This window comes from Geothermobacter ehrlichii (assembly GCF_008124615.1).
Lineage (GTDB): Bacteria > Desulfobacterota > Desulfuromonadia > Desulfuromonadales > Geothermobacteraceae > Geothermobacter > Geothermobacter ehrlichii.
Window position 1 is genome coordinate 88,896 of sequence record NZ_VNIB01000005.1, and the last position, 19,195, is coordinate 108,090.

Genomic DNA, 19,195 nt, shown 5'->3' on the forward strand with positions numbered 1-19,195 from the left:
ATTATAGCCCAAAACCGGTCTTTCAATCTTCGACCAGCGCGGCCCGCTGCTGGGCCCAGGCGTCCCGGACAAAGAGATAGGGGTCGAGCTGCTCCCTGCGGATGCTCTCGTAGGTATCCTTGTCGATGGAAAGGACGTTGATCCGGTCGCCGGTCTTCAGGGCGATCTGCTCCCAGAGCCGCAGCTTGACGTACCAGGGCGAGGTAATGGGATCGATGAAACCATCGCCGAGCAGCCCGATGCCGTCGCGCAGGCTCGACGGGCCGAAAACGGGAAGGACCAGGTAGAAGCCCTGACCGACGTGGTAGCGGCCGAAGGTCTGGCCGAGGTCCTCTTCCTGTTTTTTCCAGCCCAGCCAGCTTTTCGCGGGGTCGAAAAGACCGAGCAGGCCGACCGTCGAGTTGACGACAAAACGGCCGAGTTCGGTTCCGGCTTCCTTCGGTTTCAGCTGCAGGATGCAGTTGACCAGCCGTACCGGAGTGCCCAGGTTGCTGAAGAAGCGGTCGATCGCCAGCCGCCCCGGCTCGGGAACGATGCGGAATCCCCTGGCCAGCGGTTTGAACAGGTAGATGTAGAGTTTGTCGTTGAACCAGAAGATACCACGGTTGACCGGTTCCAGGGGGTCGGCGATTTGGGAGTCCTCCGCGGCGAAGGGATCGTCGAAGGGATCGCTGAAATCGCCCGTCTCACCGGTCTGGCCGGCCGGGCTTGCCGTTTCGGATTCGATGGAAGGCGAGGCCGCGTGGCAGAAGGTAGCCGGCGCCAGGAAAAGCCCCCAGGCCAGGCCGAGTCCGCACAGCAGGGGAAGAAACAGGCGCTTCATTTCGAGTCCTTTTCGAAAATGTACTTGCTGATCAGTTCTTCGATGTTGATGGCCGGCTCGGTCTCCTCGATTTCACCACCCGGTTCGATCAGGTCGGGTGATCCCCCCGGGGAGATGCTGATGTAGCGGTCGCCTATGATGCCGGCGGTGCGGATGGAGGCGATGCAATCGTCCTGCAGTTCGACGCCGTTGTCGATTTCCATGTTGACAATGGCCTCATACTCATCCGGATCGAGCCGGATCGCCTTGACCCGGCCGATGCGGACACCGGCGATTTCGACGTTGGCCCCGACCTTGAGGCCGGAAACCGAACTGAAGCGGGCGTTGACGGTGTATGTCGTGTGGTTGAACAGGCGTACGTCACCCAGCTTGACCGAAATGTAGGCAAAGCAGAGGAAGCCCAGCACCAGAAAGAGGCCGACGGCCATCTCAATGTTGAATCTTTTCATGATGAGACTGACTCCTCGCGTTCACTGGAATAGATCGGACCCATGGTGGTTTCGACGAAGGCGCGGATGTGGGGGTTGTCGGACAGCTGGAAAGCCTCGGGGGGGAGGCAGCCCTGGATCCTTCTGTCGGCCAGCAGCGCCACCTCGTCAGCCAGCTTGAAGATCTTCGGCACGTCGTGACTGACGATCACCGCCGTGTAGCCGAGCTGCGCCTGCGCCCGGTAGAAGAGGCGATAGATCTCGTTGCTCTTGTGTACGTCGAGGCCGGTGGTCGGTTCGTCGAAAAAGACGATCTTGGGATCGATGACCAGGGCACGGGCCAGACCGACCCGTTTCTGCATGCCGCCACTGATCTGGGCCGGGAACTTGTTTTCGGCCCCTTCCAGTCCCATCATCGCCAGCTTGTCCATGACCCGCTCACGGATCTGCGATTCCGGCATTTTCGTTCTCTCCCTCAGAGGGAGGGCGACATTGTCGAAGACATTCATCGAGTCGAAGAGGGCGACGTTCTGGAACAGGACGCCGAAATGCCGGCGCACTTCCTTCAGTTCCCGCTGCCGGCAGCGGGTCAGGTCGCAGCCGAGAATCCTCACCTGGCCGCTGTCCGGGCGCATCAGGCCGAGCATGTGCTTGAGGATGACGCTCTTGCCTTGGCCCGAGGCCCCTACGATGACCAGGGTTGTACCCGGACGCACCCGCAGGTTGACACCGTCGAGCACCTTCTGTTCGCCGAAGGACTTTTCGACGTCGACCAGTTCGATGATCGGTTCCTGTTCCATGTCTGTTCGCGGTCGCTTTCTCTAGATCATCATCGCGCTGATGAGATAGTCCCAGACCAGGATCGACACCGAGGAAAGGACCACCGCCGACGTGGTCGTGCGACTGACGCCTTCGGCACCGAAGCCGCCGGTACGTTCCATGTGCAGGTAGTAGCCCTTGACCGAGCAGATCCAGATCACCACCAGGCCGAAGACCAGGGCCTTGATGATGCCCATGTTGATGTCGTGCCAGACAACCGCCTTGTACATCGATTGCAGAAAGACGCCCTCGTTGACCCCCAGCAGGCCGACGCCGACCGCCCAGCCACCGGCGATGCCGACCACATCGAAAATGAAGGTGAGCAGGGGCATGGCGATGATGCCGCCGAGGAACTTGGGAACAAGCAGGTATCTGAAGGGGTCGATGGCCATGCATTCGAGGGCGTCGATCTGTTCCGAGTTGCGCATGATGCCGATTTCGGCGGTGATGGCCGATCCGGCCCGGCCGATGACCATCAGCGCCGTCAGCACCGGACCGAGCTCGCGCAGCAGGGACAGGGCGACGGCCGAGCCGAGCAGCCCCTCGGAGCCGAACTTGCGCAGGGTGTAGTAGCCCTGCAGGCCGAGGACCATGCCGGTGAAGGCGCCGGTAAAGATGATGACGAAAATGGATTTGGCGCCGATGAAGTGGATCTGGCGGATCACCGGCCGCAGCTTGTAGGGCGGAGTGACGATGCGCAGCAGGCAGGTGCCGAGAAAGATGCCCATGCGTCCAGTCACCTCGAGCAGGTAGAGACTTTCCCGGCCGATTCTTTCCAGCAACTGAAACATGCCCAAGAGGATAGTCAAATGTACGGGCAATGCAAGTGTTAAATAACAGGGGATTTCATCGGTGGAAGGTGTTTTCCGGGAAATCTGCTAAACTGATACAGGCACATTCTGGCCCGCAGGTTCCATGGATCGTGCCAGGAGGGGGAACCTTGGCTCGCCGATCGTTCAAGTCCGCCATCCCGTGGTGCCGGACGGGATGCCATCATGCCGCTCCCGAAAAAGATGGCGGTGTTTTTCTGCGGGTGGGTGCCGCCGTTTTTTTTGATCGGTTTCACAGTCTTGTCCGATATGGCTGGGCCGGGTCTTTTGCCGTTGTCCTGGCCCCCGCCGGTGTTATGGCTGCTCCGACGCCGCCTGTACAGCCGTCGCCTGCCGACGGTTTTCCTTGGCTGTTCCTTACGTACACCATTTTTCTCTTGATCCTGCTGTCCACCTGCCGGTCTCAGCGTCGACTGCGTCTGCGGGTGGCGGCTTTCGAGCAGGACAATCTCGAATTGAGGCGCATTCTGGAGTCGCAGGAGACCCGGCTGCGTCAGGGCGGGGAGGAATGCCGGGCTCTTCTGGGCCTGGTCGATGGTGTCACCACCGGTTTTCTGGTGGCCAGCGAGGGACGCATCCTTTATGCAAGCCGGGCCGTTGCCGGTCTGCTCGGTTATGATTCTCCCGGGGACCTGCAGTCTGTCGAATCCCCCGAAAAGCTTTTTTTGCCGCAGGATCAGCCGCGGGCACGGCGGCTGTTCGACCTCGTCGATTCAGGGCCTGACAACGCGGAAACAGTTCTGCTGCGTCCCCGAATGGAAGGAGTTTTGGCGGTCTGGCTCGAGGCGCGATCGAACCGCGTACGTTGGCATGACAGGGCGGCCGTGCTGACTACGCTGACCGATGTCAGCGAGTGGGTACGAGAACAGAGTCGGCTGGCCGAGAGTGAAGAGCGTTATCGCGAACTGATCGAGGGGACCGATTATCTGATGACCCAGGTCGATGCCGACGGGCGTTTCATGTTCGTCAACCACCCATCCCGACGCATTTTCGGACTCGAGCCCGAAGAATGCGTCGGAATGTCGGCCTTCGATTTCATCCATCCCGACGACCGTGAACGAACCCGGGCCTGGTTCAAGCAGTGCCTGCGGGCCGGGGCTGGCAACAGCAGCATAGAAAACCGGCAGGTTGCTCTTGACGGGCGGGTGTCGACCATGGTGTGGAACTGTCATTTTCACTATGACGATGCCGGCCGCCTGGTTTCCGTGACCAGTATCGCCCGCGACATCACCAAAATGAAGCAGGCCCAGAAGGCTCTGCGTGAAAGCGAGGCCCGTTTTCACAGCGTGGTCCGGGCTTCTCCCATGGGGCTGTTCATCTGCCAGCTCGATGAGCAGGGCCGCCTCATTCTCATCGAGGGAAATCCGGCCGCCGACCGGATCCTGGGGGTCGACAGCTGCAATCTTGTCGGTATGGCGATGGAAAAAGTCTTTCCCCGGCTCGATGCGGCCGAGATTCCCGAGGTCTGTCACAGGGTGGCCGAGACGGGGCACCCCTGGCATCATGGCCAGCTTCGTTGCCTGGGGCGGGATCGATCGGAAGACCGCATTTTCGAGGTTCATGCCTTCCAGATCGCGCCGGGACGTGTGGCGGTTCTGTTTCAGGACGTTTCGGCCAGGGTCCGTCAGGCCGAAGACCTGGAGCGCCGGGCAGCCTTCCAGCAGCTGCTGGCCGAAATGACCGGTCGTTTCGTGCGGCAGCCGCTGGAGGAGATGGAGGCCGGCATCAGCCATACCCTGCAGAACGTGGCCGGCTGGTTCCGGGTCGACGGTGCCTATCTTTTCCGTTACTTCGGCGCTGGTTCGCCGCTGGTGCCGGCCGGATTCTGGCAGCATGAAGACCTGGCAGTGACGACGGAGGATCTGGGTCGACTCGATCCCCGCCGTTTCCCCTGGGTGATGAACCGTCTGAAAAGGCTCGACCCACTGGTTGTGGCAGATGTCGACGACCTGCCGGACGGGGCCGGAACCGAAAGGGACTTTCTGCTGTTACGGCAGATCGGTGCCATGCTGGTCGTTCCGCTGCTGCAACGAAACCGGCTGACGGGCTTTATCGCCCTGGTCGATCGTCGACACCCGCGTCTGTGGCTGGCCGACGAGGTCGAGTCGCTGAAGGTGGTGAGCCACCAGTTCAGCATGGTGTTTCAGGGGCATCAGGCCCGCCGGGCTCTGCAGTTGAGCGAAGAGCGGTTTCGCACCATGTTCCACGCGATACCGGACGCCATTCTTCTGTTGCGGTCCGACGGCCGGATCATCGACTGCAACGAAGGTTTTCTGCGTCAAGTCGGGTGCACGAGGGAGGACGTTACGGGGCGCACCACCGAGCAGCTCGGTTTCTGGGTCGAGCGGCGGGTGAGGAGGGATCTGTGGCAGGCGCTGTTCAGCGATGGATGGCTGAACAATTTCGAAGCCGATCTGCAGTTGCGTGACGGCAGCCGGAAGACCGGTCTGATTTCGGGCTGCCCGGTTCGGCTTGAGGACGAGGACTGTCTGCTTGTGGTCATCCGGGACGTCACCGAGCTGAAACGGGCGCGCAACGCCCTGGAGGAAGCAGGGCGGAAATACCGCCGGCTTTCCCGCGAATTTCAGGCCATCCTCGACAGTGTGCAGGATCCGTTGCTGTTGCTCGACAGCCAGTTGCGGGTTGTCTGGAGCAATTGTGGGGCCCTCGGTACTCTTGGTGGCGACCGGGGTCTCGAGAACCGTTTCTGCCACCAGGTCTTTCATCACCTGCCGGCAGAGTGCTCCGACTGTCCGGTGCGCCGGACCTTCGAACTGGGACGGCCCCAGTCACTTTCTTTCGAGATGGAAGGCGGCAGGTTCTGGGATGTGCGGACCTACCCGGTGGTCAACGACCGGCAGAAGGTGATCAACGTGGTTCTGGCCGCCCAGGAGATCACCGAGCGGGTGCGGCTGCGCGAAGAAGCGGTGCGCGCCGGTCAGCTCGCCTCGATCGGGGAGCTGGCCGCCGGTGTTGCCCACGAGATCAACAACCCGATCAACGGCATCATCAACTACGCGCAGATCCTGCATGATGTCCTGGACGGACAGGAACAGTGGTGTGATATCGCCAGCCGTATTCTCAAGGAAGGAGACCGCATTGCCACCATCGTCACCGGTCTGCTCTCCTTCTCCCGGCTGGGCGGCCAGGTGCGCACCCCGGTGCGGGTTGCCGAGATCGTCGAGGACACGCTGGTACTGGTGCGCACCCAGCTGCAGAAAGACGGTATCCATCTCGAGGTCGACGTGCCGCCCGATCTGCCGCCGGTGAACGTCTTTCAGCAGCAGATCCAGCAGGTTTTCATGAACCTGATCAGCAACGCCCGCTATGCCCTGAACCAGAAGTATCCGCAATCCTGTCCGGACAAGCTGTTGTGCATCGTCTGCCGCCGGCAGGACGACTGTCTGGCCATCATCTTCCATGACCAGGGGACGGGGATCGCGCCGGAACATCTGCGGCGGGTGTTCAACCCCTTCCATACCACCAAGCCGGTCAACGAAGGGACCGGACTGGGCCTTTCCATCAGTCAGGGCATTGTCAAGGATCATGGCGGCGAACTGAGGATCGAGAGCGAGGTGGGGACATATACCAAGGTATGGGTTCTGCTTCCTTGCGGTGACCAGCAGGAAGATTGACGGTGGGAGCTGTGGAGTTGCGAACGGGCGGTTGCGGCCGGTTTGCGCTTGCATTCGATCCCCGACCATGGTAAATAACCGCCTCCGTCGGGGTGTAGCGCAGCCTGGTAGCGCACCTGCCTTGGGAGCAGGGGGTCGCTGGTTCAAATCCAGTCGCCCCGACCATTCACCAGGTGAACACGCGCCAGTAGCTCAGCTGGATAGAGCAGCGGCCTTCTAAGCCGCGGGTCGAGGGTTCGAGTCCTTCCTGGCGTGCCAATTTAGATTTGACAGCTCAGCGGCTTTTTGGTTAGTATCTCGCTTCACTTGTGGTGGGTGTAGCTCAGTTGGTAGAGCGCTGGATTGTGGCTCCAGTTGTCGAGGGTTCAAGTCCCTTCACTCACCCCATTTCATCAACCATGGCCCGCCCAACCGTTACCGAACAGACGCGGCCCCGGCCGCGGGTCAAACGGCTAGGGTGGGCTTTGTTTTATTTAAAGATTTGCTTTATTTGAAGGTTTTTCAGTCGGTTCTTTCCGGATTTCTGCGAGAGTGGCGGAACTGGTAGACGCACTGGATTTAGGATCCAGCGGCCTGGGCCGTGGGGGTTCGAGTCCCCCCTCTCGCACCAGGTTCGACACCGTTGCGGGGCTGCCTGAAAAACGCGAATGATTCCCTATCTCGAGGTGAAGAATATGAACGTCAAGGTCGAAGAAGTCAGCAGCATCCGCCGGAGACTCTCCTTCGAGGTCGGCGCCGAGCAGGTCGACGCCGCCATTGCCGGGGCCTACGCCGAAATCGCCCGGACGGCGAAGCTGAAGGGGTTTCGCAAGGGCAAGATTCCGCAGCGCATTCTCGAGCAGTATTTCCGGCCGCAGATGGAGGAGAAGGTCGTCACCAAGCTGATCAGTGACTCCTACTTCCAGGCTCTGGTCGACCACAAGGTGCCGGCGGTCGGCCAGCCGGAAATCACTGAAAGCGGCGATATCGATCGCGGCAAGGCCTTTACCTATGTCGCCGAGGTCGAGGTCAAGCCCGAGGTCGAGGCAAAGGACTATACCGGGCTCGAGGTCAAGAAGGAAAAATTCGAGTTCGACCCCGCCGTCGTCGATCACCGGCTGGAGGAGATGCGGCAGATGAGGGTCGAGCAGAAGGTGACCAGCCGCAAGAAGGCGCGCGAAGGAGATTTCGTCACCATCGATTTCGAGGGATTTGTCGACGGTGAGGCCTTCGACGGCGGCAGCGCCGAGGGACACGTGCTCGAACTCGGTTCCGGCTCTTTCATCCCCGGCTTCGAGGAGCAGATTGTCGGCATGAAACGGGAGGAGGAAAAGGAGATCGAGGTGACCTTCCCCGAAGAATACGGCAACAAGGAACTGGCCGGGAAGAAGGCGGTTTTCAAGGTGAAGCTGCACGAGATCAAGGAGAAGGTGCTTCCCGGGCTGGACGACGATTTCGCCAGGGAATTCGGCGCCGAAAGCCTCGAAGATCTGCGGCAGAAGATGACGGAGAATTTCCAGCAGCAGGAAAAGAGCCGGATCGAGGGAGATCTGCGCGAGCGTCTGGTCGAGGCCCTGGTGGCGAAAAATCCGATCGAGGTGCCGGAAGCGATGGTGGCCAAGCAGCTCGAGTACATGCTGCAGAATGTCCGCAACCGCATGCAGCAGCAGGGGATGACCCTGGAGATGCTCGGCATGAACGAGGAGGTTTTCGCTAGCCTCTACCGCGATACGGCGGTGAAGCAGGTTCAGGGCAGCCTGTTGCTCGAGGCGATCGGCCGCCAGGAGGGGATCGAGGTCGCCGATGACGAGATCGAGGGCAAGTTCGAGGAGATCGCCGCCATGGCTAATGCCCCGGTCGATGCCGTCCGACAGTATTACAGTAGCGACGAGGCGCGCGCCACGCTCAAGGATCAGATCCTCGAGGAGAAGACCCTTGCGTTTCTGATCGACAATGCCAAGATTGTTGAAGTGGGCCGGCAGGAGCTGGAAGCGGAAAAGGCTCAGGCCGAAACTGAAGAGGCAACGGAGGCTTGACCATGACCCTGATCCCCATGGTTGTCGAACAGACCGGACGCGGCGAGCGGGCCTACGATATCTATTCGCGGCTGCTCAAGGACCGGATCATCTTTCTCGGCGGTGCCATCGACGACCATATTGCCAATCTGGTGATCGCCCAATTGCTGTTTCTCGAGTCGGAAGACCCGGAGAAGGACATCTTTCTCTATATCAACTCGCCCGGCGGTATCGTCACCGCCGGGCTGGCCATCTATGACACCATGCAGTATGTCAAGGCGCCGGTGTCGACCATCTGCGTCGGTCAGGCGGCCAGCATGGGGGCTGTGCTCTTGGCGGCCGGCGAAAAGGGCAAGCGTTTTGCCCTGCCCAACGCCCGGATCATGATCCACCAGCCGCTGGGAGGCTTTCAGGGGCAGGCTTCGGACATCAAGATTCACGCCGAGGAAATCCTCAAGATGCGTGATCAGCTCAATGCCATCCTCGCCCGGCACACCGAACAGGACATCGAACGGATTGCGGCCGATACCGAGCGGGATTTCTTCATGGGTGGTCCCGCGGCTAAAGAGTATGGTATTATCGACGATATGGTTACCAGGAAGGGATGACCCGTCATTCCGGGAGGGTGATTCGTGAGCCATAGAGACGATCGGTCAAGCGACCTGAGTTGTTCGTTCTGCGGAAAGTCGCAGGACGAAGTCAAGAAACTGATAGCCGGTCCCGCGGTCTATATCTGCGACGAGTGTATCGAGCTGTGCCGTGACATCATAGCCGAGGAGACCAAACTCGAGGAAGAGTCCCTCGGCGGACTCGAGAACCTGCCGCGGCCGTCGGAAATCAAGGATATCCTCGACGACTACGTGATAGGCCAGGAACGGGCCAAGAAGGTTCTCTCGGTTGCCGTCTACAACCACTACAAGCGGGTGGCTCATGCCGGCCGGAAGGACGAGGTCGAAATCCAGAAGAGCAACATCCTGCTGCTCGGCCCGACCGGCAGCGGCAAGACCCTGCTTGCCCAGACCCTCGCCAAGGTTCTGAACGTTCCTTTCGCCATCGCCGATGCCACCAACCTGACCGAGGCCGGCTATGTCGGAGAGGATGTCGAAAACATCATCCTCAACCTGCTGCAGGCGGCCGATTACGATCTGGAGCGGGCGCAGAAGGGGATCATCTACATCGACGAGGTCGACAAGATCGCCCGCAAGTCCGATTCCCCCTCCATCACCCGCGACGTGTCGGGCGAGGGGGTGCAGCAGGCGCTGCTGAAGATCATCGAGGGGACCACGGCCAGTGTTCCGCCCAAGGGTGGCCGCAAGCATCCGCAGCAGGAGTTCCTCAAGGTCGACACCACCAACATTCTCTTCATCTGCGGTGGTGCCTTTGCCGGCATCGAGGAGATTATTTCCCGCCGCATCGGCGGCAAGGCCATGGGGTTCGGGGCGGACGTCCGTTCACGTGACGACCGTTCCCTGGGCGAGATCCTGGCCCTGACCGAGCCGGTCGACCTTCTCAAGTACGGCCTGATTCCGGAATTCGTCGGCCGGCTGCCGGTGATCGCCACGCTCGACGAACTTGACGAGGAGGCTCTGATCCAGATTCTGAAAGAGCCGAAAAACGCCCTGATCAAGCAGTATCAGAAGCTTTTCGAGATGGAAGAGGTCAGTCTCAAGTTCACCGACGGCGCCCTTGAGGCGATCGCCCGGGAAACGCTGACTCGAAAGACCGGTGCGAGGGGGCTGCGTTCCATTCTTGAAAATGCCATGCTTGATGTCATGTATGAAATCCCCTCTCAGGATCGGGTCAAGGAAGTTGTCATCAACGAAGACACGATCACCAAGAAATCCCGTCCGATCGTTCTCTACGATTGCGCCGAATCGGCCTGAGACGCCAGTACCGACGTCGTTGGAGGCGACAGGTAAATCATGACCGACTATTATGACCAACGGGTTCCCGAAGATTTCTTCGGGGACCTTTTGCCGCTTCTGCCCCTGCGCGACATCGTCATCTTTCCGCACATGGTGACGCCTCTCTTTGTCGGGCGGCCGCGTTCCATCAGCGCCCTGGAAAGCGCGATGGAGCAGGACAAGGCCATTTTTCTGGCCACCCAGAAGGACCCCAAGAACGACGATCCGGGCCGGGACGACATCTACGATGTCGGCACCATCGGCCAGGTCATCCAGATGCTCAAGCTCCCCGACGGCACGGTCAAGGTGCTGGTCGAAGGCAAGACGCGCGGGCGTATCACCCGTCTGGTCGACCGGGATGAATGTTTCTTTGTCAGTTGCGAGCAGCTGCCGGACGTCGAGCAGGATTCGGCCGAGGTGCAGGCGCTGATCCGCAGCGTCAACAACGCTTTTGAAAACTATGTCAACCTGAGCAAGAAGGTGCCGTCCGAGGTGGTCGCCTCGGTTCGCGGGATCGACCAGGCCGGCCGGCTGGCCGACACCATCGTCGCCCAGCTCAATATCCGCATCGCCGAAAAGCAGGAGGTTCTCGCCACCTTCGATGCTGTCGAGCGTCTGGAGAGGCTGCTCGCCATCATCGAGCGCGAGGTCGAGATCCTGCAGATCGAGAAGAAGATCCGCACACGGGTCAAGAACCAGATGGAGCGCAGCCAGAAGGAGTACTATCTCAACGAGCAGATGCGCGCCATCCAGAAGGAGCTGGGGGAAAAGGACGAGTTCAAGCAGGAGTTGCGCGAGCTCGAGGAGAAGATCGAGAAGAAGCGCATGTCCAGGGAGGCGACCGAAAAGGCGCTGGCGGAGCTGCGCAAGCTGAAGATGATGTCTCCCATGTCGGCCGAGGCGACGGTGGTCCGCAACTATCTTGACTGGCTGCTGGCCCTGCCTTGGAAAAAGGGAACCCGGGACCGGCTGGACATTGCCCGCGCCGAGCAGGTGCTCGAGGCGGATCATTACGGTCTGAAAAAGGTCAAGGAACGCATCCTGGAGTATCTGGCGGTGCAGGCCCTGGCCAAGAAGATCAAGGGACCGATCCTCTGCCTGGTCGGGCCGCCCGGTGTGGGCAAGACCTCGCTCGGTCGTTCCATCGCCCGCGCCATGGGGCGCAAGTTCGTGCGTGTTTCCCTGGGCGGAGTGAGGGACGAAGCGGAAATCCGCGGGCATCGGCGGACCTACATCGGCGCCATGCCAGGCAAGATCATTCAGGGGCTGCGCAAGGTGCAGGTGAAGAATCCGGTGTTTCTGCTCGATGAGATCGACAAGATGAGCACCGATTTTCGCGGTGATCCGTCATCGGCGCTGCTCGAAGTGCTCGATCCGGAGCAGAACACCACCTTCGGTGATCACTTCCTCGATGTCGACTACGACCTGTCCAGCGTGATGTTCGTGACCACGGCCAACACCCTGCACACCATCCCGCGGCCGCTGCAGGACCGGATGGAGATCATTCGCATCGAGGGTTATACCGAGGAGGAGAAGCTGCACATCGCCCGCCGCTATCTCATCCCCAAGCAGCTCGAGGCGCACGGTCTCAGGGATGGTCAGGTGAAATTCTCCGACAGCGCCATCTACGAAATTTTGCGCTGCTATACCCGCGAGGCCGGGGTGCGCAGCCTCGAGCGGGAGATCGCCAACATCTGCCGCAAGATCGCCCGCGAGATTGTCAGGTCGCAAAACAAGGAGAAGACGTTCCATGTCGGGGCTGCGCAGGTGCGCAAGCATCTCGGGGTGCCGCGCTACCAGTTCGGCACCCGCGAGGAGAAGGAGAAGGTGGGAATCGTCACCGGCCTGGCGTGGACGGAATTCGGTGGTGAACTGCTGACCATCGAGGTCGTTGTTCTGCCAGGGCAGGGGAAACTGACGGTGACTGGCAAGTTGGGCGAAGTGATGCGCGAATCGGCCCAGGCAGCCATGAGCTATGTCCGTTCCCGCTGGCGGGAGCTGGGGCTGAAGGAGGATTTCTATCACAAGCTGGACATCCACATTCATGTGCCCGAAGGAGCCATTCCCAAGGACGGACCGTCAGCCGGCATCACCATGGCGACGGCACTGGCGTCGATTCTGACCGGGCGTCCGGTCAGGCCCGATCTGGCCATGACCGGCGAAATCACCCTGCAGGGACGGGTGCTCGCCATCGGCGGACTGAAGGAGAAGCTGCTGGCTGCCCGGCGAGGCGGTATCGGCAAGGTGCTGATCCCGAAGGAGAACGAGAAGGACCTGGAAGATGTGCCTCCTCAGGTTCGCAAGGATCTCGACATCGTCACCGTCGAACACATGGACGAGGTTTTGGCCGAGGCTCTTCTCGAAACGGATTCTTCTCTTGCCGAGGGGCGTAATGCGCATTTTGCCGAGAGCCCGGGAGAACCGGTCAGGCACTAGGTTTTGGCTGATTAAATTGCTTGACTTCAAAAAATGCAGTCTGATATAAAGGAGTCCGTTTTCAGCAGGGCTTTATTAATCTAGATAACTGGAGGTTTGTTGTGACCAAGGCGGATCTTGTGAATGCGATGGCAGAGAAGGCAGGGTTGAGCAAGGCTGATGCCGAGAAGGCACTTGCGGCTTTCACCAGTGTTGTCACGGATGCCCTGAAAGCTGGTGACAAGGTTGCCCTTGTTGGTTTCGGCACTTTCAGCGTCGGTGAGCGTGCCGCCCGGACGGGCAAGAATCCCCAGACTGGTGAGCAGATCAACATTCCTGCCGCCAAGACGCCCAAGTTCAAGGCCGGTAAGGCTCTGAAGGACGCCGTCAACTGATCTGACAAACCGCAGGTTTCAGGCCCGATCGCCGGAATCCGGCGGTCGGGCAGGAATAGGAAACAGAAAATGGAATCGAGAGCAACAGGCTATTTTCTGTTTCCTATTTCTATGCTCTTTGCATGCGGGGCTGTAGTAGAGTCGGTTACAACGCCGGCCTGTCACGCCGGAGGTCGCGGGTTCGAGTCCCGTCAGCCCCGCCATTTAGTCGACAAGGGCGAATAGCTCAGCTGGGAGAGCACCTGCCTTACAAGCAGGGGGTCACAGGTTCGAGCCCTGTTTCGCCCACCATTAAAGATATAGAAAGGAGGTTCTTCGGAGGAAGGACCTACGGGGCTGTAGTAGAGTCGGTTACAACGCCGGCCTGTCACGCCGGAGGTCGCGGGTTCGAGTCCCGTCAGCCCCGCCATTCAGATGCAAGAGGCGAGTCGAAAGGCTCGCCTCTTTGTTTTTCCGTTTGGGTTATGGGCATGAAGCGGATGGTTTAAATGTGGCGGTGATTTGTGCTAGCATGAACGGTCGGGAAACCATCTGTCCATTTTCAACGCAACCTGTACGAGGCCCACTCATGATCATTCCGGTTCGATTTGTCCGCATCTGCGCAGTTTTCTCTGTCGTCCTTCTTCTGTTCCCCGTGCTTGCCTCTGCCGACAGCAAGAACGATCTGGTCGCTCGTGTCGGCAGTGTTCCGATAACGCGTTATGAGCTGGCGCGGGAGTTTCAGAGGATCCTGCCCCTGCAGGGTGGTTTTCATGGCGGCGTATCGAAAGAAAGGCGCGAGGAGATCCGCAAGCAGGCGCTCGACCGGCTTGTCGAAAGGGCATTGATGGTGCAGTGGGCCATCGATCAGGAACTGTCCGTTCCCAACGAAGAGGTCGACGCCAAGTTGGCCAAGCTGCGGGCCCGGTACAAAAGCCGGGAAGAATTTGAGAAGGCGGCTGGTGTCGAAGGAGTCCAGGGTTATCGGGCCGCTCTTTACCGACAGCTTCTGGCCGAAAAGGCCGAAGAGGAGAGGGTCGAAAAACAGGTCAAGATCAGCGAGCAGCAGGTGCGGGCCTATTATGAAAAGAACAAGGACCGCTTCATGCGTCCGAAGCAGTTCAGGGCCAGTCATATTCTGGTGCGCGTCGACCCTTCGTCCAACAAACAGGAACGGGAAGAACGCAGAAAGAGGGCCGAGGAGCTCCTCAAGCGGGCCAGGGCGGGAGAGGACTTCTACAATCTTGCCTACTACAATTCCGATGATCGCACCCGGTATGTCGGCGGCGATCTCGGTTACTTTCATGTCGGACAGACGGTCAAGGCCTTCGAGCAGGCACTGCTGAAGCTGAAGCCGGGGGAAATCTCCGATCTGGTTCGCACCCGGTTCGGATACCACATCATCAAGCTGGTCGAGGTCAACGAGGAACGTCAGTTGACCTACGAGGAGATGGCCGGCAAGATTCGCCAGCAGCTGGAAAAGGAAGAGCGCGAGCGGTTGAAGAAGGCCTGGCTTGAGGAGCTGAAGAAGAAATACCGGGTCGAGATTTTCTGAGAATCGCGGTGCATAGGGCGCTGTTGCTGCTGCTGATTCTTTTTCTGCCGGCCGGTTGTGTTTCCGGTCCGGGCAGTTTCGAGTGGGCATCTCCGGTTGCGGACCTGGTCTGGCCGAAACCTCCGGATCTTCCCCGTATTCGCTACCTGCGCTCGGTCAGCGGTACGCCCGACGCCGTCCCGGCAGGGGAAGATAAGGTTTTTTTGCGCTGGCTCACGGGAGAAGAGGAGCGCGCCGTGCCCCTCGTTTCACCCTATGGTGTCGTCGCTGACGGTCAGGGGCGGATCTGGGTGGCAGACCCCCTGGCGCACCGGGTCGCCTTTTTCGACCTGGCCCGAAAAAAGATGACATCCCTGAGCCAGTTCGGTCAGGTCCGGCTCGATTCTCCTCTTGGACTGGCGTTCGATCCGAAGAGAAAGCGGCTCTACATTTCAGATCCCGGACTCAGGGCGGTTGTTGTTGTCGATCCGGCAGGGCGGCTGCTCGGCCTGTGGACGGACGATCTGCTGCAGCGTCCCGCCGGCATGGCGGTTGACGCCGAGGGCCGGCTCTACCTGGCGGACGTTCTGCTGGGAGAGGTTCTGGTCTTTTCCCCGGAAGGAACGCGGCTCGAAAGGATCGGCAGTTTTCTGACCGAGGATGGCAAGTTCAATCGCCCCGCCAATGTCGCCGTCGACCGGGATGGGACCCTCTTCGTGGTCGATTCGCTCAATTTCCGGGTCGAGGTGATTTCGGCAGCCAGGGAGAGCCTGGGCAGTATCGGTGAGCTGGGTGACATCCCGGGGCGTTTCGCCCGGCCGCGTGGCATAGCCCTCGATTCCGACGGGCATGTCTACGTGGCCGACGCCGCCTTCGGCAATATCCAGATCTTCGACCGGCAGGGCCGGTTGCTGCTCTTCTGGGGAGAGCCGGGGCAGAAGCCGGGGCAGTTTTCGTTGCCCGCCGGACTTTACTTCGATGGTCGGGACCGTCTTTACGTGGTTGATGCCTACAATCACCGGCTGCAGGTCTTTCAGTATGTGCGTCAGCGGGAGGTGCCGAAGGAGTAGAACCTTGGCATCAGCATTGCACCTTGAAGATCACGGGTGGCAACCCTTTTTCCTGAAGGTGGAAAAATGCAGTATAAATACGGCGTTTTCCTGTTTGTCGGCCTGTTGACACTGGTCTTTTCGTGTCTGCCGGGCCGTCTTTTGGCCGTTGATCCGACCCTGTTGCTCGGGTACAACAACGGTGTCAACGACAATCCGCACAATCTTTCGCGACTGGCGACCCACAGTGGCCCCAAGGCCGTCGACGACGGCCCCGACTCGTATGCCGACACGCGCATCTGTGTCTACTGCCATACGCCGCATGGCGGCACGCCGCAGACGCCGCTGTGGAACCGGAAGGATCCGGTGCGCATGGGCAGTTTTCCCCTGTTCGACAACGGGCCCGATTCGGCCCGTATTGCCATCGACGACGCGGCCATCACGGCGACCACCAAATATGAGCCGAACGGCACCAACGGCGTCGAGTATCCGAACGGAGCGACGAAGCTCTGTCTGTCGTGTCATGACGGGGCGACCGCTATCGGCGAAATGGCCAACGGCGTCACCATCACCATGACCCAGTCGACCATAACCGACAAGACTAAGATTTTCGATCCCCTCGACGCGACGACCAACGACCTGGCCACGACCCATCCGGTATCTTTCGTCTACAATGCCGACGTGGCGGCCTATATCAGCGCCCAGCCCGGCAAGTCGGTCTATTCGCTGCCGACCGACCCGGACGTTCGGCTCGACGGCCAGAGCCGCATGCAGTGTACCACCTGTCACAACCCGCATGTCGACACCAACAACGGGACGACCTACACGTTGCCGTTCTGGGCCAATTATGACTCCGCCGGGGCCGATGAACAGGCCGATTACGACGCGACCTGCGGCCAGTGCCATACCGACAAGGGAGGAGCTCCGTTCAACGGACATAACCTGTGATGAAGAAACTCGTTCTGATTCTGCTTGCCGGATTTGTCGGAGGCGGTCTGCTTCTTCTTTCACCGGCCGACGCGATGCGCAATGTGGGCCGGACGGTTCTGGACGGGGCGCACGGCGACAGGCAGCTGTTGCCCCGGACCTGCCGTGCCTGCCATCGCGGCATGGCGATGGCGATAAGGGGCGAGGAGGAGGTCTGCTACGCCTGTCACGGTTCGCAGGACGAGCGGGACAAGATGCGCCGGGCCGGCCTGCTTGGAGATGGTGCCCGACTCGACAACATCGCCCGTGAATTCCGGAAGCCCTATCGGCATCCGGTCGAGAAGAGCCGCGGGGTGCATCATCCGCAGGAACGGTTGCCGGAAGAGCAGGTCAACGCCGCACGGCATGTCGAATGCGTCGACTGTCATCACCCGCACCAGGTCGACCGGGATCAACCCTTTCGGGGGATGGTCGGCAAGCGGGTCGGCAATTTCCAGGGCGCCATCGAGAACGAGTACGAACTCTGCTATCGCTGCCACGCCGAAAGTGCCAACCTGCCTATCGGTTCCACCAACAAGCACGCGGAATTTAAGCAGACCAACAGGTCGTACCACCCGGTCGAGGCGGAGGGACGCAACCTTTACGTCATCAGCCTGTTGCCGCCTTACAACGAGCGGAAGGAAAATCCGGGGGACGTTACCAGGATGACCTGCAGCGACTGCCACGGAAGTGACGATGCGTCCGGCCCCCAGGGCCCACACGGGTCCAATTATGCCGGCCTGCTCAGGCTGAATTACGACACCAGCGATGAGCGCCCCGAAAGCCGCTACGCCTACGAGCTCTGCTACAGGTGTCACGACCGGACCAGCATCCTGAGCAACGAGAGCTTCCCCTACCACGCGTTGCATATCCGCGGCAATCCGGCCGGAACGTCCTGCCATACCTGCCATGACGCCCATGGCAGCAGCAAATACCAGTATCTGATCCGTTTCAACGAGGAGGTTGTCAGTCCGACGGCCGACGGCAAGCTCGAGTTCAAGGCGACCGGCATCGGTACCCGCCACGGTTCCTGTCTGCTCAACTGTCACGGTGTCGAGCACAATCCCATGAGTTACTGACGAGAATCTCTTTTCCCGCGGGGCGAACCTCCGGGGATGCCGCCGATGAACGCCGGTCCTTTCGGACCGGCGTTTTGTTGTTCTTTGCTCTAAAAAAAAAGCGAAATATATGGTATCTTTGCTGACCATGCCGACCTTCATCTGCAAAATCGGGACATCGGACGGCCGGGTTGTTGAGCGGGAGTTCGAAGCTGTCAACAGCGCCATGTTGCGCGAACAGCTCGAGGAGCAGGGTTTTTACGTTTTTCAAATCCGCCGGGCCTTTCTTGCCGGCCTGACGCGTGGCGGAGGGCGCCGGCGGGGCTGGTCGAGTCGCCGTTTCCTCTCCTTCAATCAGGAATTCCTGGTTTTGCTCAAGGCCGGTCTGCCCATCATCCAGATTTTCGATACCCTGCTCGAACGGCAGGAAGGCGGCATGATGCAGGAGGTGTTGCGCGCCATCCGCGAGGACGTGAAGGCCGGAACCTCCCTTTCGGATGCCCTGGGCAAGTTCCCTCGTTTCTTTCCGCATCTCTACGTCGCTTCGGTGCGGGCGGGTGAAAGAACGGGAGATCTGCCTATTACCCTGGTGCGTTACATCGAGTACCAGAAGCGGATCGAGGCGATCAAGGCGCGGGTCCGGAACGCCACCTTCTATCCCATGCTGCTGACCGGCTTCGTGGTTCTGGTGGTGCTCTTCCTGATGCTCTACGTCGTGCCCAGCTTCAGCCAGATCTACGCCGACGCCAAGGTTGAACTGCCGCTGATGACCCGGATTCTCATCGCCGTCGCCAACGGCATGGTCGGGGCGTTGCCGTTGCTGGTTGGAGGTCTTGTTCTGCTGGTCGTGTCGCTGCGTTCGCTTCTGATGACGGAAAGAGGGGTCTTTTTCTTCGATCGGCTGAAGCTGCGGATCCCCTTTTTCGGTGCGTTGCTGACCGAGTACGCCCTGCTCAGTTTCTGCCGCACCCTGGCAACCATCCTGCTCAGCGGCGTTCCCATCGTCAAGGCATTGCAGATGTCGCGCGGCACGCTCAACAACCGGGTGCTGGAGACTGCCGTCGTGCAGGCCATCCGGCGGGTCGAGGAGGGGATGAGTCTGTCCGAAAGCTTCGACCGCTGCGGCTTTTTTCCCAATATCGCCCTGCGCATGGTCGCCGTTGGAGAAAAGGGGGGATCTCTGCCGGAAATGCTCGCCGATGTCGCCGATTACTACGAAAGCGAGGTCGAGCGCCGGCTCGACCGGTTGACCACCATGATCGAGCCGGTGATGATGGCCAGCATGGGGCTTCTGATCGGCGGTATTGTGGTCGCCATGTATTTTCCGATATTCCAGCTGGCCGGTACGGTCGGCTGAAAAGCAAGG

Annotated in this window: 15 protein-coding genes and 7 tRNA genes; 18 read left to right on the forward strand and 4 right to left on the reverse strand. The window is 60.2% G+C overall.

Annotated elements, in window-relative coordinates:
* Positions 1–22: 22 nt before the first annotated feature.
* The 4 genes from EDC39_RS06930 to EDC39_RS06945 are packed head-to-tail and all read right to left on the reverse strand — an operon-like array spanning position 23 to position 2,861.
* The gene (locus EDC39_RS06930; RefSeq protein WP_148895659.1) at positions 23–823 is read right to left on the reverse strand and encodes an MlaA family lipoprotein; all 801 of its coding nucleotides are present in this window, start codon (positions 821–823) and stop codon (positions 23–25) included.
* Entirely contained in the window at positions 820–1,272 is a 453-nt protein-coding gene (gene mlaD, locus EDC39_RS06935) for an outer membrane lipid asymmetry maintenance protein MlaD (protein ID WP_148895660.1), read from the reverse strand. The genes EDC39_RS06930 and mlaD overlap by 4 nt, the downstream gene beginning before the upstream one ends.
* Positions 1,269–2,051, reverse strand: a complete 783-nt coding sequence (locus EDC39_RS06940) for an ABC transporter ATP-binding protein (protein WP_148895661.1) — start codon at positions 2,049–2,051, stop codon at positions 1,269–1,271. Before EDC39_RS06940 ends, mlaD begins: the two co-directional genes overlap by 4 nt.
* 21 nt (positions 2,052–2,072) lie before the next feature.
* Positions 2,073–2,861 carry an MlaE family ABC transporter permease gene (locus tag EDC39_RS06945; protein ID WP_148895662.1) on the reverse strand — a complete coding sequence of 263 codons (789 nt, stop codon included), beginning with the start codon at positions 2,859–2,861 and terminating at the stop codon, positions 2,073–2,075.
* 416 nt (positions 2,862–3,277) lie between these two features.
* Between EDC39_RS06945 and EDC39_RS06950 the strand changes: the two genes are divergently transcribed.
* From EDC39_RS06950 to EDC39_RS07035, 18 genes are all read left to right on the forward strand, one after another.
* On the forward strand, positions 3,278–6,535 hold the full coding sequence (locus EDC39_RS06950) for a PAS domain S-box protein (protein ID WP_187426687.1): 3,258 nt from the start codon (positions 3,278–3,280) through the stop codon (positions 6,533–6,535).
* Between the two features lie 88 nt (positions 6,536–6,623).
* Positions 6,624–6,700: transfer RNA gene (locus EDC39_RS06955), tRNA-Pro, on the forward strand.
* A 16-nt stretch (positions 6,701–6,716) separates the two neighbouring features.
* Positions 6,717–6,793 (forward strand) — tRNA-Arg (locus tag EDC39_RS06960).
* A gap of 53 nt (positions 6,794–6,846) precedes the next feature.
* Positions 6,847–6,922: transfer RNA gene (locus EDC39_RS06965), tRNA-His, on the forward strand.
* Positions 6,923–7,060: 138 nt separating this feature from the next.
* A tRNA-Leu gene (locus tag EDC39_RS06970) sits at positions 7,061–7,145 on the forward strand.
* Between the two features lie 37 nt (positions 7,146–7,182).
* On the forward strand, positions 7,183–8,550 hold the full coding sequence (gene tig, locus EDC39_RS06975; protein WP_246140198.1) for a trigger factor: 1,368 nt from the start codon (positions 7,183–7,185) through the stop codon (positions 8,548–8,550).
* A gap of 2 nt (positions 8,551–8,552) precedes the next feature.
* Positions 8,553–9,137, forward strand: a complete 585-nt coding sequence (clpP, locus tag EDC39_RS06980) for an ATP-dependent Clp endopeptidase proteolytic subunit ClpP (RefSeq protein ID WP_148895665.1) — start codon at positions 8,553–8,555, stop codon at positions 9,135–9,137.
* Positions 9,138–9,161: 24 nt separating this feature from the next.
* Positions 9,162–10,412, forward strand: coding sequence for an ATP-dependent Clp protease ATP-binding subunit ClpX (clpX, locus tag EDC39_RS06985; RefSeq protein ID WP_148895666.1), 1,251 nt, complete (start codon positions 9,162–9,164; stop codon positions 10,410–10,412).
* Between the two features lie 39 nt (positions 10,413–10,451).
* Positions 10,452–12,869, forward strand: a complete 2,418-nt coding sequence (lon, locus tag EDC39_RS06990) for an endopeptidase La (protein WP_148895667.1) — start codon at positions 10,452–10,454, stop codon at positions 12,867–12,869.
* A 101-nt stretch (positions 12,870–12,970) separates the two neighbouring features.
* Positions 12,971–13,243, forward strand: a complete 273-nt coding sequence (locus tag EDC39_RS06995; protein WP_148895668.1) for an HU family DNA-binding protein — start codon at positions 12,971–12,973, stop codon at positions 13,241–13,243.
* Between the two features lie 126 nt (positions 13,244–13,369).
* Positions 13,370–13,446, forward strand: a tRNA-Asp gene (locus EDC39_RS07000).
* Positions 13,447–13,458: 12 nt separating this feature from the next.
* A tRNA-Val gene (locus tag EDC39_RS07005) sits at positions 13,459–13,534 on the forward strand.
* Positions 13,535–13,575: 41 nt separating this feature from the next.
* Positions 13,576–13,652 (forward strand) — tRNA-Asp (locus EDC39_RS07010).
* A 159-nt stretch (positions 13,653–13,811) separates the two neighbouring features.
* Positions 13,812–14,777 (forward strand): peptidylprolyl isomerase, encoded by a 966-nt coding sequence (locus tag EDC39_RS07015; protein WP_187426688.1) that lies wholly within the window; start codon positions 13,812–13,814, stop codon positions 14,775–14,777.
* An 8-nt stretch (positions 14,778–14,785) separates the two neighbouring features.
* Positions 14,786–15,826 (forward strand): NHL repeat-containing protein, encoded by a 1,041-nt coding sequence (locus tag EDC39_RS07020; RefSeq protein WP_148895670.1) that lies wholly within the window; start codon positions 14,786–14,788, stop codon positions 15,824–15,826.
* A 66-nt stretch (positions 15,827–15,892) separates the two neighbouring features.
* A complete protein-coding gene (locus EDC39_RS07025; RefSeq protein ID WP_148895671.1) occupies positions 15,893–16,753 on the forward strand; it encodes a cytochrome c3 family protein in 861 nt (286 codons plus the stop codon).
* Positions 16,753–17,850, forward strand: a complete 1,098-nt coding sequence (locus tag EDC39_RS07030) for a cytochrome c3 family protein (RefSeq protein WP_148895672.1) — start codon at positions 16,753–16,755, stop codon at positions 17,848–17,850. Before EDC39_RS07025 ends, EDC39_RS07030 begins: the two co-directional genes overlap by 1 nt.
* Before the next feature lie 109 nt (positions 17,851–17,959).
* Positions 17,960–19,186, forward strand: coding sequence for a type II secretion system F family protein (locus EDC39_RS07035; RefSeq protein ID WP_246140199.1), 1,227 nt, complete (start codon positions 17,960–17,962; stop codon positions 19,184–19,186).
* Positions 19,187–19,195: the final 9 nt, after the last annotated feature.